The 22,997-nt window shown below is 35.9% G+C and carries 19 protein-coding genes; 17 read left to right on the top strand and 2 right to left on the bottom strand.

Features of this window, described 5'->3' with window-relative positions; all coding sequences use genetic code 11:
- The first annotated feature begins 117 nt into the window (after positions 1 to 117).
- The gene (locus DOK76_RS00985) at positions 118 to 540 is read left to right on the top strand and encodes a hypothetical protein (protein ID WP_206964304.1); all 423 of its coding nucleotides are present in this window, start codon (positions 118 to 120) and stop codon (positions 538 to 540) included.
- Here the strand turns inward: DOK76_RS00985 and DOK76_RS00980 are convergent.
- The gene (locus DOK76_RS00980) at positions 537 to 866 is read right to left on the bottom strand and encodes an inorganic diphosphatase (RefSeq protein ID WP_206964302.1); all 330 of its coding nucleotides are present in this window, start codon (positions 864 to 866) and stop codon (positions 537 to 539) included. The genes DOK76_RS00985 and DOK76_RS00980 overlap by 4 nt on opposite strands.
- Positions 867 to 965: 99 nt before the next feature.
- On the opposite strand from DOK76_RS00980, the gene DOK76_RS00975 reads away from it, so the two are divergent.
- On the top strand, positions 966 to 2,258 hold the full coding sequence (locus DOK76_RS00975; RefSeq protein ID WP_206964300.1) for a S41 family peptidase: 1,293 nt from the start codon (positions 966 to 968) through the stop codon (positions 2,256 to 2,258).
- Positions 2,259 to 2,334: 76 nt separating this feature from the next.
- On the opposite strand, the gene DOK76_RS00970 is transcribed toward DOK76_RS00975, so the two are convergent.
- Entirely contained in the window at positions 2,335 to 2,823 is a 489-nt protein-coding gene (locus DOK76_RS00970; RefSeq protein ID WP_206964298.1) for a GNAT family N-acetyltransferase, read from the bottom strand.
- A 337-nt stretch (positions 2,824 to 3,160) separates the two neighbouring features.
- On the opposite strand from DOK76_RS00970, the gene gnd reads away from it, so the two are divergent.
- The 15 genes from gnd to DOK76_RS00895 all read left to right on the top strand — a co-directional run bounded on the left by gnd (position 3,161) and on the right by DOK76_RS00895 (position 22,913).
- Complete coding sequence (gene gnd / locus DOK76_RS00965; RefSeq protein ID WP_206964296.1) at positions 3,161 to 4,060, top strand: phosphogluconate dehydrogenase (NAD(+)-dependent, decarboxylating); 900 nt, start codon at positions 3,161 to 3,163, stop codon at positions 4,058 to 4,060.
- Positions 4,061 to 4,225: 165 nt separating this feature from the next.
- The gene (vanC, locus tag DOK76_RS00960) at positions 4,226 to 5,290 is read left to right on the top strand and encodes a D-alanine--D-serine ligase (RefSeq protein ID WP_206964294.1); all 1,065 of its coding nucleotides are present in this window, start codon (positions 4,226 to 4,228) and stop codon (positions 5,288 to 5,290) included.
- A complete protein-coding gene (gene vanXY, locus DOK76_RS00955; RefSeq protein ID WP_206964292.1) occupies positions 5,259 to 5,840 on the top strand; it encodes a D,D-carboxypeptidase/D,D-dipeptidase VanXY in 582 nt (193 codons plus the stop codon). Before vanC ends, vanXY begins: the two co-directional genes overlap by 32 nt.
- The gene (gene vanT / locus DOK76_RS00950) at positions 5,830 to 7,938 is read left to right on the top strand and encodes a membrane-bound serine racemase VanT (protein WP_206964290.1); all 2,109 of its coding nucleotides are present in this window, start codon (positions 5,830 to 5,832) and stop codon (positions 7,936 to 7,938) included. The genes vanXY and vanT overlap by 11 nt, the downstream gene beginning before the upstream one ends.
- A gap of 96 nt (positions 7,939 to 8,034) precedes the next feature.
- Positions 8,035 to 8,727, top strand: a complete 693-nt coding sequence (locus DOK76_RS00945; RefSeq protein ID WP_206964289.1) for an MgtC/SapB family protein — start codon at positions 8,035 to 8,037, stop codon at positions 8,725 to 8,727.
- Positions 8,728 to 9,052: 325 nt separating this feature from the next.
- The gene (locus DOK76_RS00940) at positions 9,053 to 10,291 is read left to right on the top strand and encodes an ABC transporter substrate-binding protein (protein ID WP_206964288.1); all 1,239 of its coding nucleotides are present in this window, start codon (positions 9,053 to 9,055) and stop codon (positions 10,289 to 10,291) included.
- A 61-nt stretch (positions 10,292 to 10,352) separates the two neighbouring features.
- Positions 10,353 to 11,318, top strand: coding sequence for a carbohydrate ABC transporter permease (locus DOK76_RS00935; RefSeq protein ID WP_370590062.1), 966 nt, complete (start codon positions 10,353 to 10,355; stop codon positions 11,316 to 11,318).
- 1 nt (position 11,319) lies between these two features.
- On the top strand, positions 11,320 to 12,141 hold the full coding sequence (locus DOK76_RS00930; protein WP_206964286.1) for a carbohydrate ABC transporter permease: 822 nt from the start codon (positions 11,320 to 11,322) through the stop codon (positions 12,139 to 12,141).
- A gap of 25 nt (positions 12,142 to 12,166) precedes the next feature.
- Positions 12,167 to 15,115 carry a glycoside hydrolase family 2 TIM barrel-domain containing protein gene (locus tag DOK76_RS00925; RefSeq protein WP_206964285.1) on the top strand — a complete coding sequence of 983 codons (2,949 nt, stop codon included), beginning with the start codon at positions 12,167 to 12,169 and terminating at the stop codon, positions 15,113 to 15,115.
- A gap of 11 nt (positions 15,116 to 15,126) precedes the next feature.
- On the top strand, positions 15,127 to 16,839 hold the full coding sequence (locus tag DOK76_RS00920) for an amylo-alpha-1,6-glucosidase (protein ID WP_206964284.1): 1,713 nt from the start codon (positions 15,127 to 15,129) through the stop codon (positions 16,837 to 16,839).
- Positions 16,832 to 17,713, top strand: a complete 882-nt coding sequence (locus tag DOK76_RS00915; protein WP_206964283.1) for a DMT family transporter — start codon at positions 16,832 to 16,834, stop codon at positions 17,711 to 17,713. The genes DOK76_RS00920 and DOK76_RS00915 overlap by 8 nt, the downstream gene beginning before the upstream one ends.
- Entirely contained in the window at positions 17,706 to 18,704 is a 999-nt protein-coding gene (locus tag DOK76_RS00910) for a LacI family DNA-binding transcriptional regulator (RefSeq protein WP_206964282.1), read from the top strand. The genes DOK76_RS00915 and DOK76_RS00910 overlap by 8 nt, the downstream gene beginning before the upstream one ends.
- 27 nt (positions 18,705 to 18,731) lie before the next feature.
- The gene (locus tag DOK76_RS00905; protein WP_206964281.1) at positions 18,732 to 19,055 is read left to right on the top strand and encodes a hypothetical protein; all 324 of its coding nucleotides are present in this window, start codon (positions 18,732 to 18,734) and stop codon (positions 19,053 to 19,055) included.
- A gap of 376 nt (positions 19,056 to 19,431) precedes the next feature.
- Positions 19,432 to 21,159 (top strand): ABC transporter ATP-binding protein, encoded by a 1,728-nt coding sequence (locus DOK76_RS00900; protein ID WP_206964279.1) that lies wholly within the window; start codon positions 19,432 to 19,434, stop codon positions 21,157 to 21,159.
- A 2-nt stretch (positions 21,160 to 21,161) separates the two neighbouring features.
- A complete protein-coding gene (locus DOK76_RS00895; protein WP_206964278.1) occupies positions 21,162 to 22,913 on the top strand; it encodes an ABC transporter ATP-binding protein in 1,752 nt (583 codons plus the stop codon).
- Positions 22,914 to 22,997: the final 84 nt, after the last annotated feature.

The following is a 22,997-nucleotide window of genomic DNA, read 5'->3' as shown; positions in this document are numbered from 1 at the left end:
ATTACTCTTGCTGTTGTAATTAAGCTAAAAGAGTCTAAAATATAAGTAACAAAATGACGATTATTTGTCAATTATTCGTATAATTAAAAGTGTAATCAGATGAAAAGGGGGAGTTTTATGTCAAAAAATCATAAAATGTTACTCGTTTTAGTCCTTGTTTCTTTATTGTTACTGATGCCAAGTTTGTTAGATAAGGTGATAGATGTGAAAATGAAATCTTATCTCAATGATGAGAAGAGGATTTCAAAGTACGAATTAATAGTCCTCGAAAAAACAGCATTTAACAAGAAAGATAATTCTTATGTCATGACCTTCACAACTAAATCTGATCTGAAAAAAAATGACTCTCAAAGCCACGAAGGTGAGCTTCCTGATAGATATTACTACATAAGGTATTCGATAAAAACAAATCGGATGTCTTATTACACTGTGTACAAAGGAAATACTCCTAAGTTGATACATGTGATAAACAAAGAGTTTTCTTTTCCACCAACCAAAGAAGAGCTAGTCGATACGGGATATTTTATTGACGAGTATTAATCAACCAACTCAACAACTGAATCAAAGTATTGTTCTAAAAAAGACACTTCTTTCCAAATCTCATCAACAGAATAATGTTCTTCAAAGGAAGTCACTACCCATTTGGTTTCAATGTCATCGTGTCGCTTAATAATGGCGATTAATTTGCCTTCAAATTTAGTGAGGGGAGTGGTGGCTTTTTTAGAGATGACATAAACATCTTGTTCTTCTCCATCGCCACCAATGACACCAGGTACATAGCCGTAGTTGATGGGGTAAGAATTATTGAAGTCATCTACATAACCAATAGGTCGATCAATAACGACCTTAAGATGCAGTCTTTCCATTAGAATCAGCCCCCTTAAGAAATTTACTTTGATTATAACATGAGGCGTCATTTTGTTGTGTTTAAGGTATACTTATTTTAAAAGAAGGAAGGGATTATTATGATAGCTAGTCAGTTGTCAGATGTGTTGAAGATTTATCATCAGGGACTAAATGTCTTTCCTTATTGGACAGATGAGCTGATAGAAAAATGGGAGAAAGAGACTATTTCTTTACTTGAAAAAGTTCAACAGGGATTAACTCTTAACGTGTTTTATAAAGAACTACAACAACTCAGCTCGATGTTAGAGGATGGGCATACATTAATCTATTTGCCTGATAAGATTAAGGCTGAACTAACTTATTCACCTGTTTCTTTCAGAGCTATTGAAGGCCAGCTTGTCATAGATGCAGCAAATCACCCATGGTCAGACTTTATGTATCAGCCAATTAAAGACATAAATCAGATGTCAGTTAATGAATTTCTAGATGAAGTAGGGAAACGCTATTGGCGAAATTCTATTAATCTTTCATTGAAGATGGCTCAAGGAAGTTACGCTTTCTTGTTTCAAACCACCTCTTTTCTGATTGAATTTGAGAATGGACAACAAATCAACATCCCCTTTGTTTTTGATCGTCCTGCCTTTAACAAGTCTTATCAAGCTAGTTTAGGTGAGGATTATCGTGTGTTCTTGGAAGAAGAAGCGATTAGTATTTACCAAGTGGGGAATAAAGCCCTTGTCAAATTGAGACATTTTATGTCAGAGGAAATGGTGTCTTTATTTTATGAGTATGTCCCAATGTACTTGGAATCAGAAGAGTTGATTTTTGATGTGAGAGACAATGGCGGTGGTAACTCTTGCTTAGCAGATGCAATAACCCAAGCGTTTTATGAGGGTGAGTTTGAGACGGAACAAGTCAGTACTCAAGTAATAGATGGTGGCGACATTGCGTCAGGAATGATCTTAATGACGCAGGAGTACCAACCGGAAAATGAGTCTGATAACGAGCTACTTAAAATGGTTAAGATGCTAGGACATCAATACCTGGAAACTAGAATAGAAACGACGCATTATGAGGCATATAAAGGTTTATTAAAGGAGTTGCCTGTGACTATTTTACAAGATGAGTTAACCTATTCATCTGCTGAGAATTTTGTTATTAATTTTGCTAACACAGGTAGAGCCACCATCATAGGATTTCCTACAGCAGGCTCTACTGGTCAACCAGCAGTCTTCTCGTTAAAAACAGGCGGCCTTTTTTTAGTGACCGCAAAGAAAGTAGCTTTCCCGAGTGGCAAAAAACATCATAATGTTGGTGTGAAACCTGACACGCAACTAACTAATTCATTAGAGGACTACCAACATCAGTTAGATACTGTATTAGCTTATGCACTAAAGCGTTCAATTAAATAAAAAAATAAAGGTTGTCACAGGAGTAGCTTCTTTAGAAAAAAGCACTTCTATGGCAACCTTTTATTTGTGGTATGGATTAATCAATGACTTTCTCGTATATATAATCATTCATCACATAGCCTTCACCAATATCTACGTAACGTTCACCTACACGAGTAAAACCTTTATGCTCATAGACGCTAATGGCTAGGGCATTGCCTTGGTTCACGTTTAAGTGAAGTTTTTTACCTGTTGCTAAGGATTCATACCAAGCAAACACATCACTAGAAAGACCTTTTCCTCTTAAGGTCGAGGTTAAATATAATTTACTGATATAGATAAAGTCATCGGTTTCTTCATAGGCTGTGTAGCCAACAGGAACGTCATCAAGGATTAAAAGAAAATAAGAAGCGCCTTCCTTGATTTCTTTAGTAATATTTTCTATAGATTGGTAGTTTTTAAGCATATATGCAACTTGTTTATCACCAATAATGGGTGTAAAAACTTCCTGCCAAATATCAGTTACAACTGGAAATAAGGTGTTGATATCACTAGTTGTTGTGACAGGTATTTTTTGTAATGTCATAGTAGTCACTCCTTTTTTTGACTATCATATCTTTTTTTTCATAAAAGGACAATCAATAGGTAAGATGAGTGAATAATTAGATAGATTTGTTAATAAGCAAAAAAGAATAGGAAGCGCTATCTGAGTGAGACAATGATAGGTTGTTCATCATAATATTAAAAGTTGTTTTTACCTTAAAAAGATAAATAAAAGTATAAAAAACTTAATTATAAGATACAATTGAGTTTTTTATCTATTAGTGTTAGAATTCCTTTTGGAATGGACGGAACTTTCTAGAAGGCTCCGTTAACAAATAACAATTATCTGACTTAGATAGTTAAAAACCTTGGGGGAAGACATGAACATTAAAATTATTGGTTTGGGTAAAATGGGTTTAAACTTAGTAACTAACTTAAGAAATCAAGAGTATCAAGTGATGTGTTTTGATATTAATGAGGCGGCTAGAAAAGAAGCCAGTCAGTTAGGGGCAGTTGTGAGTGAAACTGTAGAAGAGTTAGTTGCTATGAAGTCAGGTGAAGAGACATTGTATTGGTCGATGTTACCTTCAGGAAAGATTACCGAAGACATGATGACATTTTGTAGTGAGCACTTGTCAGAAGGAGATATCGTAGTTGACGGAGGAAACTCGAGATTTGCCGATAGTATTCATCATTACCATTTATTAAAAGCAAAAGGTATTTCATTTTTAGATGTGGGAACATCTGGTGGGATGAGTGGAGCACGTGACGGTGCTTGTATGATGATCGGTGGAGACGAAGCAACTTTTGCTAAGGCAGAGCCTATTTTTAAAGATCTATGTGTTGAAAATGGTTATTTGTATTGCGGTGAAGCTGGGAGTGGCCATTACTTAAAAATGGTTCATAACGGCATTGAATACGGTATGATGCAAGCGATTGGTGAAGGATTTAACCTATTGCATCATTCTCGCTATGATTATGATTTAGAACAAGTCGCTCGTATTTTTAATAATGGTTCAGTGGTTCGCAGTTGGTTAATGGAGTTAACAGAGAATGCCTTAAGAGAAAATCCATCTATGGCAGGGATTAGTGGTGAAGTTCCTTCTTCTGGTGAAGGAAAATGGACAATTGAAGAGATGCTTGAGTTAGGGCAATCAGCTCCTGTTATTACCCAGTCATTACTAACAAGATATGCGTCGATGGATCAAGAAAAATACGGTGAAAAAGTGATAGCCTCTTTAAGAAATCAATTTGGCGGTCATTCAATTCCTAAAAAATAAATAAGATGGGGCTGTGATATAAGGATGTCACAGCCCCTTTTTTTATCTAAAAAATAAACTTCATAAATAGTTAAGAGATAGCTAAGAAATACTTTAAAACTCAGTCATAGTAATGCTTTATAGTAGTTAGTAAGAAGAGAATTAAACTAACTGGAGGTCATGATAATGAAAAAAATAGGTGTTGTGTTTGGTGGCACATCTGCAGAGTATGAAGTCTCGCTAAAATCGACGGCTGGAGTTTTAAGAAGCTTAGAAGAATTAGCTTATGAGGTGGTAATGATTGGCGTTACTCAAAAAGGTGAGTGGCTTCTTTATCAAGAAAGCATTGATTTGATTGAAGCAGATACGTGGCACCTAGAAGCAAGTTGTGTGCCTCTTCAACTAGATGTGACTGGACGAGGATTCTTTGATCTAACACGTAATTGTTTTATACAAGTTGATGTGATTTTTCCAGTGCTTCACGGTGGAGATGGAGAAAATGGAGTCCTTCAAGGTGTGTTTGAACTAATGAAGATTCCTTTTGTAGGGTGTGGCGTAACAGCATCTGCTATAGGAATGAATAAAATGATGCTACATCAATTTGCAAAAAGCTTAGGAATAAAAAGTACACCTAGTTTATTAGTTCATAAAGGTGATGTGGATAACTTAGAAATTCAGTTATTCATTGAGACGCATGGCTTTCCGATTTTTGTTAAGCCAAATGAAGCAGGTTCTTCCAAAGGAATTACTCAAGCAACTAACAAAGAAGAGTTAGTAACAGGGATAACAGAAGCATTTTTATATGACCACCAGGTAATTTTACAAAAAAATGTTCAAGGTGTTGAGATTGGTTGTAGCGTCTTAGGTAATGAGACCTTAACTATTGGAGCCTGTGATCAAATTAATTTAGCTCAAGGATTTTTTGATTATGAAGAAAAATATCAATTAATCACTGCTGAGATTCAGGTGCCAGCTTCTATTGATTTTAAAACAGAACGCCAGATTAAAGAACAAGCAGAAATTTTATACCGTGGTTTAGGTTGTCGTGGTTTATCTCGAATTGATTTTTTCGTTACGGATACTAATGAGATTTTATTAAATGAAATCAATACGATGCCAGGGTTTACGAGTCATTCCCGTTTTCCTATGATGATGAAGGAAGTAGGACTAGATTATACAGAGATCATTCAAACGTTGATTGAGTTAGGAGTTGAGTCGTATGAACACTCATTACTTGCGCTTAGTGAATAAGGACAATCCAATCAAAGAAATTGATCGACAAATGCGACTAGCTCAAGCTCCATTTACCACAGAGGAGATGTATCTTGAATCGACAGTGGCTGAGCAATTAGACAGGTTAATTAGAAGTTGTGAGTTAGAGCATGAGATTGTGGTAATGGACGGTTTCCGTACGTTTGAGAAACAACAAGAAATTTGGGATGAGACCTTAAAAGAAAAAGGTGAGTTGTTTACTAAAAAATATGTGGCTAAACCAGGTTGTAGTGAACATGAGTTAGGTTTAGCTGTTGATCTTGGCTTAGCTAACCTGACAAATGACTACATCAGACCTTCTTTTGCTGAAGGAGTTGTTGTGGCAAAGTTTCTAAAAGAGATGTCTCGATTTGGTTTTATTTTGAGATACCCCAAAGGTAAAGAACGAGTGACGCATATCAGCTATGAGCCGTGGCATTTTAGATACGTTGGTTGGCCTCATAGTGATATTATAATGAGCCAAGGTTGGGCTTTAGAAGAGTATATTAGCTTCTTAGAAGATACAAGAGGACAACTCTATGGTGGATAGAAAAAAAGGGATAGATTTATTTCGTGTAATTGCCTCTGTGATGGTGATTGGGATTCATACCTTTCCCTTTAGTTCTTTGTCTACTCAGGCAGATGAATTACTGACGCTAACAGTCTTTCGTGTAGCAGTACCATTCTTTTTCATGACTACTGGTTATTTTTTGATTGGAAAGTTATCCACGCATTTCTGTTACTTAGAGATAACCCATGTGAAAGCTTTTCTTAAAAAAATGAGCTTGGTTTATGCAGGTGTCATCTTACTATATCTACCTTTTTCGATTCTGGTTGGTTCTATTTCTTTAGAGATGTCAGTGGGTGAGTTTGTAAGAACACTTCTTTTTGAAGGGACATTTTATCATCTGTGGTACTTTCCTAGTTTAATAATAGGGCTTATTCTTGTGGTTAGTTTGTTGAAACTAGTGAATTTCCGAACCGTTTTTTTAATTAGTATTGCTTTATATTTAGTCGGATTAGGCGGGGATAGTTGGTACTACGTGATACAACAATCAGAAATACTAACCTCTTTTTATGACATGATATTTTCTGTCATGTCTATGACTCGAACTGGTCTTTTTTTCACACCTCTTTTTTTATGTTTAGGTGCGCTTATTCATCGGGAAAAAAGAAAATTTTCTCCTAGTCTACTTATTGGTGGAGGGCTTTTCTTTTTGGTCGCACTGCTCATAGAAAGTCGTGTGTTACATGAGGGGGTTGGCGTTAAGCATGATAGTATGTATTTATTTTTACCTGGTGTGATGTATTGTTTGTTTTTGCTATTACTTCAGTGGCAGCATCGAATAGAAGTGAAACAAGCGAGTCAGCTGTCGTTGTGGGTATATGTATTACACCCATTAGTGATTATTGTCGTTCATTTTTTTGCTAAAGGTGTAGTAGTCTTAGCTAATAGCTTTGTTTATTTCTTTTGTGTAGTGATAGGAAGCTTTTTGTTAGGTAAGATTGCTTTAAAGGTAAGTGATTATAGACAAAAAAGGCCAGAAATTAAATGTCTTGATAAGCGTGCTACAAGAGAATTATCTGAATCCAGTCTTCGTCATAATGTGGCAGAAATTAAAAGGGTCATTCCAGCAAAAACTCAGGTAATGGCCGTGGTAAAAGCCAATGCTTACGGCGCAGATATGGTGACTTATGCAAAGTTATTACAGAAACAGTCAGTGACTTTTTTTGCAGTAGCGACTATTGACGAAGGAATCGCATTAAGAAAAGCGCTCATTTCAGGTGATATTTTAGTCTTAGGTTACACGGAACCAAGACGAGTCAAGGAACTACAATATTATGACTTAATTCAGTCGATTGTTAGTGAAGAACACGGCCGCTTACTGAATAATCAAAAAATAAAGATTAGATGTCATATTCAAGTCGATACAGGCATGCATCGTTTGGGACTGGTCCCAGACATTGCAGATATTAGCAGGTTGTACCGACTACCATATCTTAGGATTGAAGGGATTTATTCTCACTTAGGTTCTTCAGATTCACTAGAAACAGAGGCAGCTATCAGAACAGAAAAGCAACTTCAGATGTATTGCCACATACTTCATGAATTAAAAAAATTAGGAATTGACTATGGCATCACTCATATCCAAAGTAGTTACGGGATTCTAAATTATCCTGAATGCTCCTTTGATTATGTAAGAGCAGGTGTTATTTTATATGGTTACCTGAGTCATAAGGGGTCTGTGAAAACAAAGTTAGAGTTGCGTCCTGTTATGGAAATAAAAGCCAGACTAATTTCAAAACGTTATGTACAAGCAGGGGACTATGTAGGTTACGGGACAGATACAAAGCTAACAAAAAGGACTTTAGTTGGTGTAGTGAGTATCGGATATGCAGATGGTATCTCTCGTTCTTTATCCCAGGCAGGTTTTCAAGTGAGTTATCAAGGTAATACCTTACCCTTAATTGGTAGTATTTGCATGGATATGATTCTGATTGATTTAGGCAATGTGCCGACAATTTCCGTAGGCGAAGAAGTAGTTGTTTTAGATGATTTTGAGGAAGTGGCGTTGATGAGTCATACGATTACCAATGAAACGCTTAGTCAATTAGGTAGACGTCTTGTCACAGACGTGGTTAAATGAGACGTTTTGAGAGCTAATTGCCTTTTTAGTTTAAACTAGCTATAATTATTTTATAGTTAGTTTTTTTATGCTTCTAATCAGAAGGGAAGTGTTGGTTTGGATTTTTTAGAAATTGGACAGCGCTTACTATTAGCAGTTGTCATGTCAGGTGCGATTGGATTTGATCGTGAGTTTAAGAGTCGACCAGCAGGTATGCGAACGCATATTTTAGTCTGTGTAGGAGCCACAATGATTGCGTTGTTACAGGCTCAAATCTATAGTGATGCTCTAGATACAATAGCAAGTAACCCGAATATGGCTAATGCTATTAAAATAGATCAAACAAGGCTAATTGCCCAAGTGGTGAGTGGTATTGGTTTTCTAGGCGCCGGAACAATTATTGTGACAAAACGTTCTGTAGCAGGATTAACAACCGCCGCTTCTCTTTGGACCGTTGCTTGTCTAGGGTTAACAGTAGGGATGGGCTATTACGAACTCGCTTTTGTCGGTTTTGTAGTGATTCAAGCAACGCTCTCTTTACTAAAAAAAGTGATTGTTGTGCCATCTATTAAGAATTTAGAGATTAAGTATGTTCACCGAGCAGAAACAAAAGAATTTATTATTGATTATTTTGAGAAAAATAAAGTAGAAGTCAAAGATACTAACGTTTCTGTTGAGATATTAAATAATCGCCGAGTGTATACTAATATATACACGATTGAGATTCCTAAGAACTACAATTTATATGAATTAATCGAAGAATTATCTGCCCATGAAAATGTGAGAAAGATAAAATTACTTGATTTATAGTTTTAGTAAATAAAATAAGTCCTTACCTCTACGAATAGCTATCGTTATTTTAGAGGTAAGGGCTTATTTTTTGTGTTTACTAAATAGAATAATCAAAAAACAAGTTGGTGAATTAATTAAGGTAAATATTACTATATCAACATTTCGATTAATTATTATCAAACTTTTAGTTACAAATAAACTATCTATTTTATAAAATAATTTTCTACAAAGCCATGATTTAAAGCTTATTAACTAAAACTTTAGTAAATTATATTTATAAAACGTTTACATTTACTAAATAGTATCGTATCATTAGTAAAAATAACTAAAGAGGAGATTTAACATGAAAAGAAAAAGTTTGTTGTTAGTGTCAGGTTTGTTACTTGCTGGTTTGTTTATCACAGGTTGTTCTAGTGGTGAGAAAAAAGCTGGTAAAGATGATGGTAAAGTCAATATTCGCTTCTCCACATGGGACAGTGAAAAAGATTTAGACAATCAACAAAAGTTAGTCGATGATTTCAATGCTTCTCAAGATAAAATTAATGTCACCCTAGAAGCTTATGGTGGCGAATACGATACAAAAATTTCTGCAGGGATTGGTGCGGGAGATGCACCTGATGTAATGTACATGTGGAATTTCCCACATTACAAAGATGCGTTAGAACCTTTAGATGGTTTGATTGAAAAAGAAGGCGCAGACTATAAAGATAACTTCTATGAAACGCTTTGGAACTATAACTCAGTAGATGGTAAAACATTTGGTATTCCTATTGGTTTTACCACTCATGCAGTGTATTACAACAAAGATTTGTTTGATCAGAAAAAAGTTGAATACCCTAAAGAAGGTTGGACTTGGGATGATCTTCAAAAAACTGCAGCTAAATTAACAGATAAAGAAACAGGTGATGTGGGTTATGCTTTCCCTGGTAAACCAGATCCATATGATTTTGAAATGTATGCTTGGGGAAATAAAGGAAGCTTTACTGATGACAAAGGGAAGTTACAAGGAGCTCTTGATAGCCCAGCAACAATTGAAGTGTTTGATAGCTTCCAAAAAATGTTGAAAGATGGCTCAGCAATTGCAACAGAAGAAAGTGGACAAACTGATATGGAATCAGGGAAAGTTGGTATGTTTACTTATGGAGCTTGGGGATTGAAATCATTTAAAGAAGCAGGCATTAATTACGGGATTGCCGAAGTACCTAGTCGTAACGGAAATGAAGGAGCAAGTATCTTAAGTTCATCTGGTTTAGCGATTTCTAAAGACTCAAAAAACAAAGAAGCAGCATTTGAATTTGTTAAATACTGGACGAATGAAGCAGCCAATGAGTACCGTTTAGAGTATGAATTACCAGTACTTAAGTCAGTTGTTAAAAAACATGATTTAGAAAACGACGAGTTTAAAGGTGTTTTCTACAAGATGTTACAAAAGAGTGAAGCTTACACACCAAGTTCATTTAAAGCTGAAAACTGGAGTGATATTTCATCTGACTTATCCTTATCATTTGAAAGAATCTTTAACCCAAGTACATTGGAAAATCCAAAAGATGTGTTAAAAGAAGTAACAAACAAATATAAATAAGTCAAAACTAGAGTAGTGGGAGAATATGTCACTGCTCTTTAAACTATTGGAGGTTGAAAAAGTGGAAGTGCAACAAAAGATACGACCTAAAAAGAAACGAGATTTTAAAAAATGGGCTCCTTATTTGTTTATTTCTCCATGGATTATTGGTTTTCTAGCCTTTACCTTAGGGCCTTTAATCTTCTCCTTATTTATGAGTTTACATGATTGGCCTGTCACAAGAGAGCCGGTCTTTATTGGGCTACAAAACTATATTCACATGTTTACTAAAGACCCGCAATTTTATAAATCACTAGGGTTAACTTTTAAATTTGCCTTGATCTTTGTTCCATTGAATATGATTATTGCGTTAATTTTAGCTATGTTACTTACGCAACATGTGAAGGGTGTTAAAATTTTTAGAACGATTTTTTACATTCCTTCAGTTATTTCTGGTGTGGCGATTTCTATTATTTGGGGTTGGATTTTCAACACTAAATATGGGATTCTAAACTACTTACTAAAACTAGTAGGAATTGATGGACCACAGTGGTTAGTAGATCCTAAGTGGGCGATTATTGCTGTTGTTATTGCCAGTGCTTGGGGTGTGGGTTCTATGATGCTTATTTTCTACACCAACATTAAGAGTATCCCTCAAGACTACTATGAGGCAGCTGTGATTGATGGGGCATCTCCTGTGAGACAATTTTTCTCAATTACGATACCAATCATCACACCAACTATTTTATTTAACTTAATCACATCAACGATAACCGCCCTCCAGCAGTTGACCTTGGTCATCTTGTTAACCAAAGGAGGACCTCTTAAGTCCACCTATTTCTACGGACTCTATGTGTTCGAGAATGCCTTCAAGCACCAACGTCTAGGTTATGCTAGTGCGAATGCTTGGATTATGTTTATTGTGATTTTACTTTTAACAGCTATTATCTTTAAATCATCTGATGCTTGGGTATTCTATGAAGCAGAAGTAAAGGGCCAAAAGAAAAAGAAAAAATCTAAGATGAGCAAGAAAAAGGAGAAGAATTAATATGAAATTATCTAAAAGTCAAAAAACATTAACTTATCTTTGCCTAATCTTGTTCTCAGCTTATTTCATGGCTCCTTTCTTGTGGATGTTAGTAACAGCGTTAAAATCACCCGCTGAAGTTAATAGTTATCCACCGACTTTTGTTCCTCGATCTGCCCAGTGGAAAAACTTTGCTGATGCATGGAACTCTCAACCTTTTGGCGTTTACTTTAAAAACTCCTTACTGGTAACAGGCTTAACAACGATTGGGCAAGTGATTTCTTGTTCCTTAATCGCTTTTGGGTTTGCTCGATACGATTTCAAATTTAAGAACTTTTTATTTATGTTGCTATTAGCATCTATGATGCTCCCTTGGGACGTGACAATGATTCCTCAATACATGTTATTCAACAAGATCAATTGGATTAATACCTTGAAACCTTTAATTGTGCCGGCCTTTTTTGGGTCACCCTATTACATTTTCTTGTTGAGACAGTTCTTGATGAACATCCCAACTGATATTGAAAATGCGGCGCGTATTGATGGAGCAAATGACTTCCAAATCTATGCGAAAATTTTCTTCCCTATTATGAGAGCACCTTTATTTTTAATTGGGATTTTAAACATGTTGACTGTATGGAATGACTACCTTGGGCCATTAATCTTCTTGCAAGACAGAAGTAAATACACACTTGCTTTAGGATTAGCTTCTTTTAAAGGAGTGAATGATCTGAATATCATTCCTATTATGTGTATTACGATTTTAATGATTATTCCGCCAGTAATTGCCTTCTTCTTTGCACAAAAGTACATCATAGAAGGTGTGAGTGGCGCTGTTAAATAAGAAAAGTGAAAGTAGGTTTTTATCAATGAGACAAATGAAAAAATGGGAGAATCCTAACTTTTTAGGTGACAATAAGTTAGCTCCAGCAACATCATTCAATCGCTTTTCGTCTTTGGAGAAAGCTTTTGATAACGAGAATAATGAAAAAAATGGCTTTTTAAGCTTAAATGGTGAGTGGCATTTTGAGTTGTATCCTTATCCAGAGCTTGTGACAGATAACATAGAAACTCTAGTAAAAGGGCTTAAGGAAAAAGAAACGATTCCTGTGCCATCAACTTGGCAAACACAAGGGTATGATGCGATGCACTACACTGATGTGTTGTATCCATTCCCGATTAATCCACCCTTTGTTCCAACAGAAAACCCAACAGGAGTCTATTACCGTGAGTTTTCTTACGACACGCAAGAAGGCAAACAAGTTCACTTGTTATTTGAAGGTGTAAGTTCTTATTATGAATGCTATTTAAATGGTGAATTTGTTGGCTCAAATAAAGGTAGTCGTTTGGAAACAACTTTTGACATTACACCCTTATTAAAAGAAACCAATGATATTGTTGTGAAAGTATTGAAATGGTCTGATGGCACATATATGGAAGACCAAGATATGTGGTGGCTATCAGGTATTTTTAGAGATGTCAGTTTATTTGAGGTATCAGAACAAGATGTGACAGATGTTCACATCGAAACCTTAGCTGACGAGACTTATACTGATTTTACCTTAGGAGTACGTCTCAAAAATACAGAAAATCTATCTGTTAAAGGGATTTTGTATGAAGGAGATAAAGAACTTCTTGTCATCAATGACTTTGAAGATAACGTAAGTGAAACCTTAGTTGCGTCTCCTAATAAATGGAATGCAGAAACACCTTTCCTTTACACGTTGATTTTAGAAGTGACGAGTGAAAAGGGAGTTGAGTACATTCCTTTTAAAGTTGGATTTAGAACTGTTGAAATGAAAGATAATCAACTTAAAGTAAATGGCGAAACCATCTTTATTAATGGTGTTAACCGTCATGATTTCATGCCAACAGGCGGCATGATGACTACTCTTGAAGTCATGGAAGAAGATATTCGTTTGATGAAAGAGCACAACATGAACGCAGTGAGAACGTCTCACTACCCAAGTAAAAAAGAATTCTATGATTTATGTGATAAGTACGGCTTATACGTGATTGATGAAGCGGACTTAGAATGTCATGGATTTGAAAATACAGGAGATTATAACTGGATTAGTGATAACTCAAACTGGTCAAAAGCTTATGTAGATCGAGGTGTACGTATGGTTCAACGTGACCGTAACCACCCTTCAATCATTTTATGGTCTTTAGGAAATGAATCAGGTTCAGGACAAAACTTTGCAGATATGTATCAAGCTATTCGCGCATTAGATTCTCGTCCTATTCATTACGAAGGAGATCGACAAGTGGCTTATAGTGATGTGTATTCAACGATGTACTCACGTTTAGAAAACTTGATTAAGATTGGTCGCGACACAGAAGGACAAAAACCTCATATTCATTGTGAGTATGGACACGCTATGGGAAATGGTCCTGGTGGTCTAAGAGAGTACCAAGAAGTTATGCGAAAATACGACCGTCTGCAAGGTGGTTTTATCTGGGAATGGTATGATCACGGAATTAAGGAAGAAAGAAATGGTCAAGTAACATACTTTTATGGTGGTGATTATGGGGATACGCCAAACAATAGCAACTTCTGTATCGATGGTTTACTTATGCCAAATCGAACACCATCACCAGCTATGGCAGAATACAAACAAATCATCGCTCCTCTTGAAGTGAGCTTTAAAGCTAGCAAGCTCACATTGAAGAATTTATATGACTTTGCTGATTTAGAAGGTATCACAATGACATATCAAGTTGTTTCAGCTAGAGACGTATTAGTAGAGGGAACACTAACATTATCGTCTATCAAGCCTCATGAGACAAAAGAGATTGACCTTGTGTTGCCTGAAGTTGTTGGCAAATCAGATGTGTATCTAAACACCCAATTTAAAAAAGACATGATGCATATTGGTGAGATTGAGATATCTCATAATCAATTTTTACTTCAAGAAATAGTAGAAGTGTCGTCAGAAAAAGAAGTAACCACTCTTGAAGTTAGAAAAGAATTTCCATTGGTGATTGTGACATCTGGAGTGACAATCTATACCTTTAATGAAATTACAGGGAAGTTAGTATCTGTGACAAAAGATGGAAAAGAACTCATAAAATCAGGCTTAGACTTTACTTTATGGCGAGCACCAATTGATAACGATATGTACAAAGTAGAAGATTGGAAAGAAAAATATTTCTTGCATCAAGTGACTGAGCAATTAGAGCAGTTTGATCTTGTGGAAGAAGAGTCTAGAGTTATAGTGACAGTAGGACAATATGCTAGTTCAGTGAACCAAAACTGGGGCTATCATATGACTCAAACTTACTGCTTCACAAATGACGGAGCAGTAGACATTTCAATAGCAGGTCGCACGAAACTAAGAGGGGATAACGTACCAGAGATGTTACCTCGAGTTGGTTTTGATGTAGTAGTGGATAAAGCTTTTGAAGCAGTGACTTGGTACGGTAACGGACCAGGAGAAAGCTATTGTGATAGCTTTGCGGCTAGCTATATGGGCGTTTTTGACAAAGAAGTAAGGGACATGCACACAGATTACGTGTTCCCACAAGAAAATGGGGCAAGAACACAAGTGAAGTGGAGTGAGTTAATCTCTAAAGAAGGCGAAAAAATTCGTTTTGAGTTTGAACAACCAGTGACGTTTACAGCTCATGATTATTCTAGAGATGCTTTAGAAAAAGCACGTCACACAGATGAGTTGACTCGTGGTGGTGACACGTTTATCACAATCGATGCCCTTCACTCAGGTTTAGGTAGTAACAGTTGTGGACAAGAGCAGTATGAGGAAAACAAAGCGAAGTTTGAAGACTTTGACTTACAGATTAAATTAGTAATTGAATAGGAGCGCAAATGATGAAACTAGATATTAGGGAAATTCCTTTTTCTAGACGAGGTTCTTATTTTGCTGTGTCATATTTAAAACAAGAGAAAAAAGTATTTATTAGAGATGTGCATGGTGGCGATGAGTCACCAAGCACTCTTTTTGAAGTACTAATCGACGGTTCTTCTGATATTTTTTCAGAAGAATTTCTTCGTCATTATGACATTGAGGTAAACGAGACACTTCTTAGTATTAGAAAAAAAGGAACAGAGCAATTTTTAGAAATGATGTTACCAACAATGCAGCAGTTAAGATTTAAAAATCATGGACTAGCAGTTACGTTAAAAGCGGATAAGGTGAGATATGACACGCTAAATCAGTTAACGGATACCCGTTTTGAGTATATCTCTTATAAAAAAGAAACGAAATTCCAACTAGACTTCTCAACAACAGACGCTAACGTAATAGCACCCTGGTACAGAGTAGGCAATGAATTTATTACGATTGAATTAGGTCATCATCAAGAAATGCTACTAACCAATTATACTGTGGTCGCACCAAATGTGATTCCTTTTGAAAAAGATTTTTCAGAGGAGTTAGCTGAAGTGACTGAAGAATTTAAAGAATGGCGTCATTCTTTTGGCGGATATCAAGCTTATGATAAAGGCTTTGATTTAGCTACTTATATTTTGTGGTCAAGTATTGTTAGAGAAGATGGTTTACTTAGTGGTGAATCAATATACATGTCAAAAAATTGGATGCAAAACATTTGGAGTTGGGACAACTGTTTTAATGCCTTAGGTGTGGCCAAAGTCTCAGAAGAACTTGCTTATAATCAGTTTCTTATTTTTGTTAAACACCAACATGAAACAGGCGTTTATCCTGATTTTATCAATGATAAGTTTAGATCGTACAACTGTGTGAAACCACCAATTCATGCTTGGGCGTATCAATTATTAATAAATCAATCGGCGTATTTTAGTGAAACGTCTCGTCTAGAAGTGATTTATCAAAGCATTGTCAAAACCACTAAGTTTTGGTTACAAGACCGAGTAAAAGAAGGTAGTTTACCTTTTTACACTCACGGAAATGACTCTGGTTGGGACAATGCCAGTATCTTCCATGAAGGTTTGCCAGTGGTAGCCCCTGATTTGACTAGTTACTTGATTCAACAACTTGATGTGTTAAGTGGTTGGGCTAAGGAGCTAGGCCATTTGGAAGAAAGTGATTCATGGAAAAAACAAGCAGATGAATTAACCCAGAGATTACTAACTGAATTATATGACGAAGAAAGAGGTCAATTTATCGCAAAATCTTTACGGACAGATCAAGTCATTGATCAATTTGATAGTTTAATCTTACAACTACCTTTAGTTATTGCGTATCGCTTACCGAAAAAAGTGACTCAAGGAATATTAAATCAGTTAGTAGATCGTTTTGAAAGTCCTTTTGGTCTGCGAACAGAAGCAGCAAGTAGTCCTTTGTACCAAACAGATGGTTATTGGCTAGGTCCAATCTGGGCTCCAGAGACGTTTATTTTCTTTGACGCCCTTAAAAGAAGTGGAGATGAAGAAGCAGCTTTACGAATTGCGAAAAAATATTGTCAACTAGGTGAAGTTGGTGGTATGGCGGAAAATTACAACCCAGAAACAGGAAGTGGAAACGATGATTTGTCGTTTACTTGGACTTCAAGTGTTTTTGTGTTACTAAGAGATTATGTGTTAGGAATGACTAGAAATGACTAAATATGGTGGAAAAATTGGACTGACGATTGTTGCTATTATCTGGGGATCTGGATTTGTTGCTAGTTCGCTAGCTTTAGAAAGTTATTCAGCTTATCAAACTCTTGCTATGCGTTTTACCTTGGCTTTCTTAGTGCTATTAGTTATTAACTTGAAACGACTTAAAGAACTCTCTCGTAAAACGATTCAAAAGGGTTCGTTACTAGGCGTGTTTTTATTCTTTGCCTTTGCATTTCAAACAGTGGGCTTGCAGTACACGACACCTTCAAAAAATGCCTTTTTAACAGCGGTTAATGTTGTGATTGTTCCTTTCTTAGGCTTTTTATTGTTGAAGAAAAAATTACCGATAAAAAGTATTGTAGGGAGTTTTGTCACGCTAATAGGTATTTCTTTTCTATCTTTAGCTGGTTCTTTTGGAGGCTTTAATGTTGGAGATATGTTGACACTTATTTGCGCCTTGTTTTTTGCTTTACAAATTTTTGTTACGGATTTGTTTATTGATCAGGAAGAAACATGGGCCCTCATGTTGCTGCAAATGGGAAGTGCCGCAGCGCTTTCTTGGGCAACTCTTTTTATCACAGGTGGCGAACTTCCTACAGTTAAAGCAGCAGGTATTATGCCAGTCCTTTACTTAGGGTTAATTAGTACCTTACTGGCTTACTTTATTCAAACAGTATCTCAAAAATACACCACAAGTTCTGAAGCAGCGATAATTTTATCAACAGAAGCCTTTTTTGGTATGTTAAGTTCGGTTATAATTTTAGGTGAAGAGATTTCTTTCAATATGTTAATTGGAGCAGTGTTAATTTTTGTTGGCATATTGATTGTAGAATTAGAATTTAGGGTACCTGTTAAAGGAAGGCGCGAATATGACTAAGAAAAAAAATCCAACCATTAAAGATATTGCAGACATTGCAGAAGTTTCACCAGCCACTGTGTCTCGTGTGTTAAATTATGACACGTCTTTAAATGTGCCAAACGAAACTAAAAAGCGTGTTTTTGAAGCGGCAGAAGAATTAGAATATGAATCACCAAATGCTAAAAAACGTAAAAGTAAACAATCTGTGATTGGTTTTTTTAGCACGTATTCAGTAGAGGAAGAATTAGAAGATGTTTATTATTTAGCTGTTCGAGTAGCTGTAGAGAAATATACAACACTCAATGGGATTCAGATTGAGATGGTAGGAGAGCATTCATCTAAAGAGTTGTTAAATAAAGTTGAAGGGATTCTTTGTTTAGGAAGCTTTTCAGAAGCTGATATTAATTGGTTAAAGAAAACACGTAAACCAGTTATTTTCATGGATACTTTTAGAGAAAGTGATAGCTTTAGCTCTGTTTTGATGGATTCTAGACTAGGAACTAACAAGGCTGTGACTTGTTTATTAGAAAATGGGCATAGAGATATCGGTTTTATTGGAGGCATGGATACTCCGGGTGAGAAAGACGCTCGTCAAGTTGTCTTTGAAGAAAAGCTATCTAGTTTGTCTTTATTAAACCCAGAGTGGGTAACCCTTGGAGAATACACCCCTCAAGCAGGCTATGATTTGTTTAAAGAGCTAATGACTTTAGATAAAGCACCAACAGCTATTTTTATTGCGAATGACTCTATGGCAGTTGGATGTTACAAAGCAGCTCATGAGTTAGGTCTTAAAATACCTGATGATATTAGTTTGATTGGGTTTAATGATTTGGCGTCTGCGGAGTTCTTAATACCAGCGTTGACAACAATTCGCTTGCAAATTGATTATTTAGTGGAAGTAGCTATTACCATGTTAAAACGTTCTATTGAAAAGCCACTACCTTACCCGCTTAAAGTAGTGATTCCACCTCAATTGATTAAGCGAGAAAGCATTAAAAAGATTGGTTAAGGGATAATAATCAGGAGTTGATAGCAAATGCAAGAGCGATTAGAAAGATTAATGACTCACATTGGACCAGAAAAAACCTATTTATTTGATGGGTATTACCGAATCAGAGAAAATGACTTAGGCCAAATTGAAATAGCTTATTTAAAACCAGATGGATGTGGCACAACAAGTGTTAATCCTCAGCTGACTTTGGAGTTAGTTGAAGGAAAACTAATCCCTGTTAAATTAATGGATATGGGGAAAAGTCCTAATGTTTTTTTAAAGAGAGATGCCAGTAATGATGACCTTCTAGATAGGGAACTTCAAGACTTGCTAAAACGATTTGAAGTGGCTATAGAACATAAAAATTAATCATTGATTAAAAAAATGTTAAAAAAGTTCTTTACAATTTAATTTGTTTATAGTAAATTGAATTTGTTAAGTAAAAAGCGAGCACAACAAAACGAAAGAAAGGAGAATGACTCATGTTAACTATTAACTTAATGAACTTAAACAATGTGAATAGAAAATCGATGAATCAATTGACTCCTTATTTGGTATTTGTTAGATGATAAATTAGCTTGAACTTTTTTTAGCGAACTCTGTCTTAATCTAAATGAACCATACCCATAATATGTAGAGCAGTTAGGTTCTATGTGTTATGGGTATTTTTGTGCGCTTTTTTACAGAACAAACAAGGCATTAAAAAAAGGAGTGGCCTTGTTTTAGAAGGTGAGGAATAAATTTTATGTTAAAAACGTTTTGGACTTATATTAAAAAACATCCGGTTACTTATACTGTAGTAACGGTATTTGCCATAGTGTCATCTGGTTTGACCTTAGTGCCAAACTTAATGATTCAACGCTTTATTGATGCCATTGTAGATCAAACACTAAACAAAGAATCTTTATGGCTAAACTTAGGAATCTTTTTGGTCAGTATTATTTGTATCTATGTGGTAGACGTGATTTGGGTTGTGTCTTTATTTGGACAATCTTTTAAGTATCAGTCGGAGTTAAGGCGAGAAGTATACAAAAAACTCTTGCACTTGAGAACGCCTTTTTATGAGCGTTTTCGCTCAGGAGATTTAATGACACGCATGACAAGTGATATTGATTATTTGGGAGACACGATTGGCTATGGCTTTATGTTAATTGTCTCAAATATCACGTGGACAGTGAGTATTTTAACCATCATGATTGTGACAACGTCATGGAAAGCTTCTGTCGTAAGTGTGTTGCCACTAATTCTATTTGGTTTTATTGTTTTCAAACTATGGCGAAAAATCGATGTCTTGTATGAAGATAACCGTGATACTGTAGCAAAACTAAGTAATGAAGTTTTAGAGATGGTAGACGGTGTCAGGGTGATGCGTGCGTATGGAAAGAAAGAATTAGAACAAACACGCTTCCAAAAAAGAACTGGAGAAGTTCTAGAAAAAGCGAATAATTTAGTCGTATATAATGGGGCTATTGGTCAAGTGGCTAAGCTACTAACAGGCTTAAGTACAGGTATTGGTTTAACTTACAGTGGCTACTTGGTGAGTCAAGGTCAAATGAGTTTAGGGCAACTAATTGCCTTCCAGATTTACTTAGGTATGTTAAGTGGAGCTGTTTGGGGCCTATCAGATATAGTTCTTGTGTATCAACAAGGAAATGTTTCTTTTAGAAAAATCCAAGAGTTACTTGAAGCTGATGATGATCTGGAAAAAGAAGGAGCATCTCCTATTGAAACCATTGAACAAATTGAGTTTCAAGATTATGTGTTTAATTACCCAACAAGTGAATCTGTGATTTTAAAGAAAGTCGACTTTACTTTAAAAAGAGGGGAAACTTTAGGGATTGTCGGTAAAACCGGAAGTGGTAAAACAACTCTAGTTAGACAATTACTGCGACAATACCCAGTGAATGATTCAGGGGCAATTCGGATTAATGGTCGCTTAATCCAAGATTACGATGTGTCTTCTTTAGAAGGATTGATTGGTTATGTGCCTCAAGAGCATATTCTGTTTTCAAAAACAGTGGGGCATAATATACGCTTTGGAAATGATTTAGCAACAGAGGAGTTAATGGCATCAGCCATTGAATCAGCAGACTTTTCAAAAGACTTAACACGTATGACAGAGGGCTTAGAAACCTTGATTGGCGAAAAAGGAGTTTCCATTTCAGGCGGACAAAAACAACGGGTTTCTATTGCAAGAGCTTTGATTAGAGAACCAGATTTATTAGTCTTAGATGATAGTTTGTCGGCAGTTGATGCTAAAACAGAGCGAGCGATTATTGATAATATTCGCGAGATTCGTCATGACAAAACCAATATTATTGTGACGCACCGTTTATCTGCGGTTGCAGAAGCTGATAATGTATTGGTTCTTGAAAATGGTCTTGTCGTAGAAGCTGGGACGCCAGAAGAATTATTGAATCAAAAAGGGTGGTATTACGACCAATACATGACCCAACAAATGGAGGTGAAATAGGCATGAAGACTTTCACACGATTAATGACCTATTTTAAATATGAAAAAGGAAGATACACGTTAGGTATTTTGCTATCTTTTATGTCAGCCATGAGTGCCATTTATGCACCTATGATTGGTAAAGAGATGATTGATTATGTGTCTTTACAAATGAGCCAAAATCAAACCGTTGATTTTGGGCTCTTGCTGCAAAAATTTGGTGTATTTATGCTGATTACCCTATTCAGTAGTGTGTGTGGGTATTTAAGTTATCTCTTATTAGCTTATGCATCAAATGGTGTGAGTAAACGCTTGAGAGATGAAACATTTGAGCATATGCAACAACTACCAATATCTTATTTTGATGATAAACCAGCAGGAAAAATATCAGCTCGTATTGTCAATGATGTGGAATTGTTACGGACTAACTTTTATCTCAATTTTAGCAATATTGTGATTATCAACATCTTAATGGTTATTGCCATTTACGTGGCTCTTTTCTTAGTGAGTCCAACTATCGGTATTGGCTTATTGGTTCTATTGCCCTTCTTTGCGATTTGGCAATGGGGCTACATTAAACTAGCAGCACCGATTAACCAAAAGTGGCGAGAAACAGTCAGTGAGTTGAATAGCCATACAGCTGAAATTGTGCAAGGTGTGTCAATTGTTCAGCTATATCATCAACAAGATAACATGTTGAAAGAATTTGAAGAAACCAATCAAACCTGGTTAGATACGCGTATCAAATCAATTAAGTTAGACGGGATTCTTTCTTGGGACTTTTCAACGTTTATTAAAAATTTAGTTATGTTAGCTGTTTTGATGTTTTTAGGAACCCAATACGTAGACGGGCTGCTAGGTTTTTCGATTGGGACGATTTACGTGATTATTAACTATATTTCTCGCTTGTTTGATCCAATTTTAAACTTAGTGCGCATGATGTCTACTCTACAACAAGCTTTATCAGGTGGTAAGCGCGTCTTTGAATTATTAGATGAAGAGGCAGAAAAAGATAGTTCAGAAGCAATTACCTTTAAGCAAGGAAAAGTGGTTTTTAAAGATGTGACTTTTGGCTATCAAGCAGATGTGCCAGTCTTAAAACATATTAATTTTTCAGCAGACAAAGGTGAGACCATTGGGTTAGTAGGACATACAGGATCAGGGAAAAGTTCGATTATTAATTTACTTTTCCGTTTTTATGACCCACAACAAGGTGAAGTCCAAATTGATGGACAAAGGCTTTCTGAGTTTAACCGAGAAAGTATTAGAGACCACATGGGGATTGTGTTACAAGAACCTTACTTATTTAGTGGGACTGTAGCGACTAATGTGAGTATGAATGATCCTCGTATTACAGATGATATGGTGATTGAGGCTTTAGAAAAAGTAGGCGGGAAAAGTTTAATGGATAAACTTCCTTTAGGTATTCACGAACCTGTAGTAGAAAAGGGACAGGCTTTCTCATCAGGAGAAAGACAGTTAATTGCTTTTGCTAGAACCTTGGCTAGTGATCCTAAAATTTTGATTTTAGATGAAGCAACGTCTCACATTGATACAGAGACAGAGGAAATCATTCAACATGCGATGGAAGTTGTTAAGGAAGGACGTACCACTTTTATTGTGGCGCACCGTTTATCAACTATTCAAAATGCCAATCAAATTTTAGTTCTTGATAATGGTGAAATCAAAGAGCAAGGCAATCATGAGAGTCTACTAAAACTAGGCAAGTACTATGCAGAAATGTATGCCTTACAAGGGCAGGTTACTGCTAGTTAGAAAATGGTAAACTAATATCAAATAAAGGTGTTTAGTAGAAAGACAGTCTAGTATATATAGACTGTCTCAGACTGTAGACAAAGT

Source organism: Candidatus Vagococcus giribetii (assembly GCF_017316185.1).
GTDB lineage: Bacteria > Bacillota > Bacilli > Lactobacillales > Vagococcaceae > Vagococcus > Vagococcus giribetii.
This window is presented reverse-complemented; position numbering and strand designations above follow the sequence as displayed.

What these genes read in the sequence shown, in the direction of transcription:
- DOK76_RS00985 (WP_206964304.1), top strand. Translation starts at nt 118, where the DNA reads ATGTCAAAAAATCATAAAATGTTACTCGTTTTAGTCCTTGTTTCTTTA.
- DOK76_RS00980 (WP_206964302.1), bottom strand. Translation starts at nt 866, where the DNA reads ATGGAAAGACTGCATCTTAAGGTCGTTATTGATCGACCTATTGGTTAT.
- DOK76_RS00975 (WP_206964300.1), top strand. Translation starts at nt 966, where the DNA reads ATGATAGCTAGTCAGTTGTCAGATGTGTTGAAGATTTATCATCAGGGA.
- DOK76_RS00970 (WP_206964298.1), bottom strand. Translation starts at nt 2,823, where the DNA reads ATGACATTACAAAAAATACCTGTCACAACAACTAGTGATATCAACACC.
- gnd (WP_206964296.1), top strand. Translation starts at nt 3,161, where the DNA reads ATGAACATTAAAATTATTGGTTTGGGTAAAATGGGTTTAAACTTAGTA.
- vanC (WP_206964294.1), top strand. Translation starts at nt 4,226, where the DNA reads ATGAAAAAAATAGGTGTTGTGTTTGGTGGCACATCTGCAGAGTATGAA.
- vanXY (WP_206964292.1), top strand. Translation starts at nt 5,259, where the DNA reads ATGAACACTCATTACTTGCGCTTAGTGAATAAGGACAATCCAATCAAA.
- vanT (WP_206964290.1), top strand. Translation starts at nt 5,830, where the DNA reads ATGGTGGATAGAAAAAAAGGGATAGATTTATTTCGTGTAATTGCCTCT.
- DOK76_RS00940 (WP_206964288.1), top strand. Translation starts at nt 9,053, where the DNA reads ATGAAAAGAAAAAGTTTGTTGTTAGTGTCAGGTTTGTTACTTGCTGGT.
- DOK76_RS00930 (WP_206964286.1), top strand. Translation starts at nt 11,320, where the DNA reads ATGAAATTATCTAAAAGTCAAAAAACATTAACTTATCTTTGCCTAATC.
- DOK76_RS00925 (WP_206964285.1), top strand. Translation starts at nt 12,167, where the DNA reads ATGAGACAAATGAAAAAATGGGAGAATCCTAACTTTTTAGGTGACAAT.
- DOK76_RS00920 (WP_206964284.1), top strand. Translation starts at nt 15,127, where the DNA reads ATGAAACTAGATATTAGGGAAATTCCTTTTTCTAGACGAGGTTCTTAT.
- DOK76_RS00915 (WP_206964283.1), top strand. Translation starts at nt 16,832, where the DNA reads ATGACTAAATATGGTGGAAAAATTGGACTGACGATTGTTGCTATTATC.
- DOK76_RS00910 (WP_206964282.1), top strand. Translation starts at nt 17,706, where the DNA reads ATGACTAAGAAAAAAAATCCAACCATTAAAGATATTGCAGACATTGCA.
- DOK76_RS00905 (WP_206964281.1), top strand. Translation starts at nt 18,732, where the DNA reads ATGCAAGAGCGATTAGAAAGATTAATGACTCACATTGGACCAGAAAAA.
- DOK76_RS00900 (WP_206964279.1), top strand. Translation starts at nt 19,432, where the DNA reads ATGTTAAAAACGTTTTGGACTTATATTAAAAAACATCCGGTTACTTAT.
- DOK76_RS00895 (WP_206964278.1), top strand. Translation starts at nt 21,162, where the DNA reads ATGAAGACTTTCACACGATTAATGACCTATTTTAAATATGAAAAAGGA.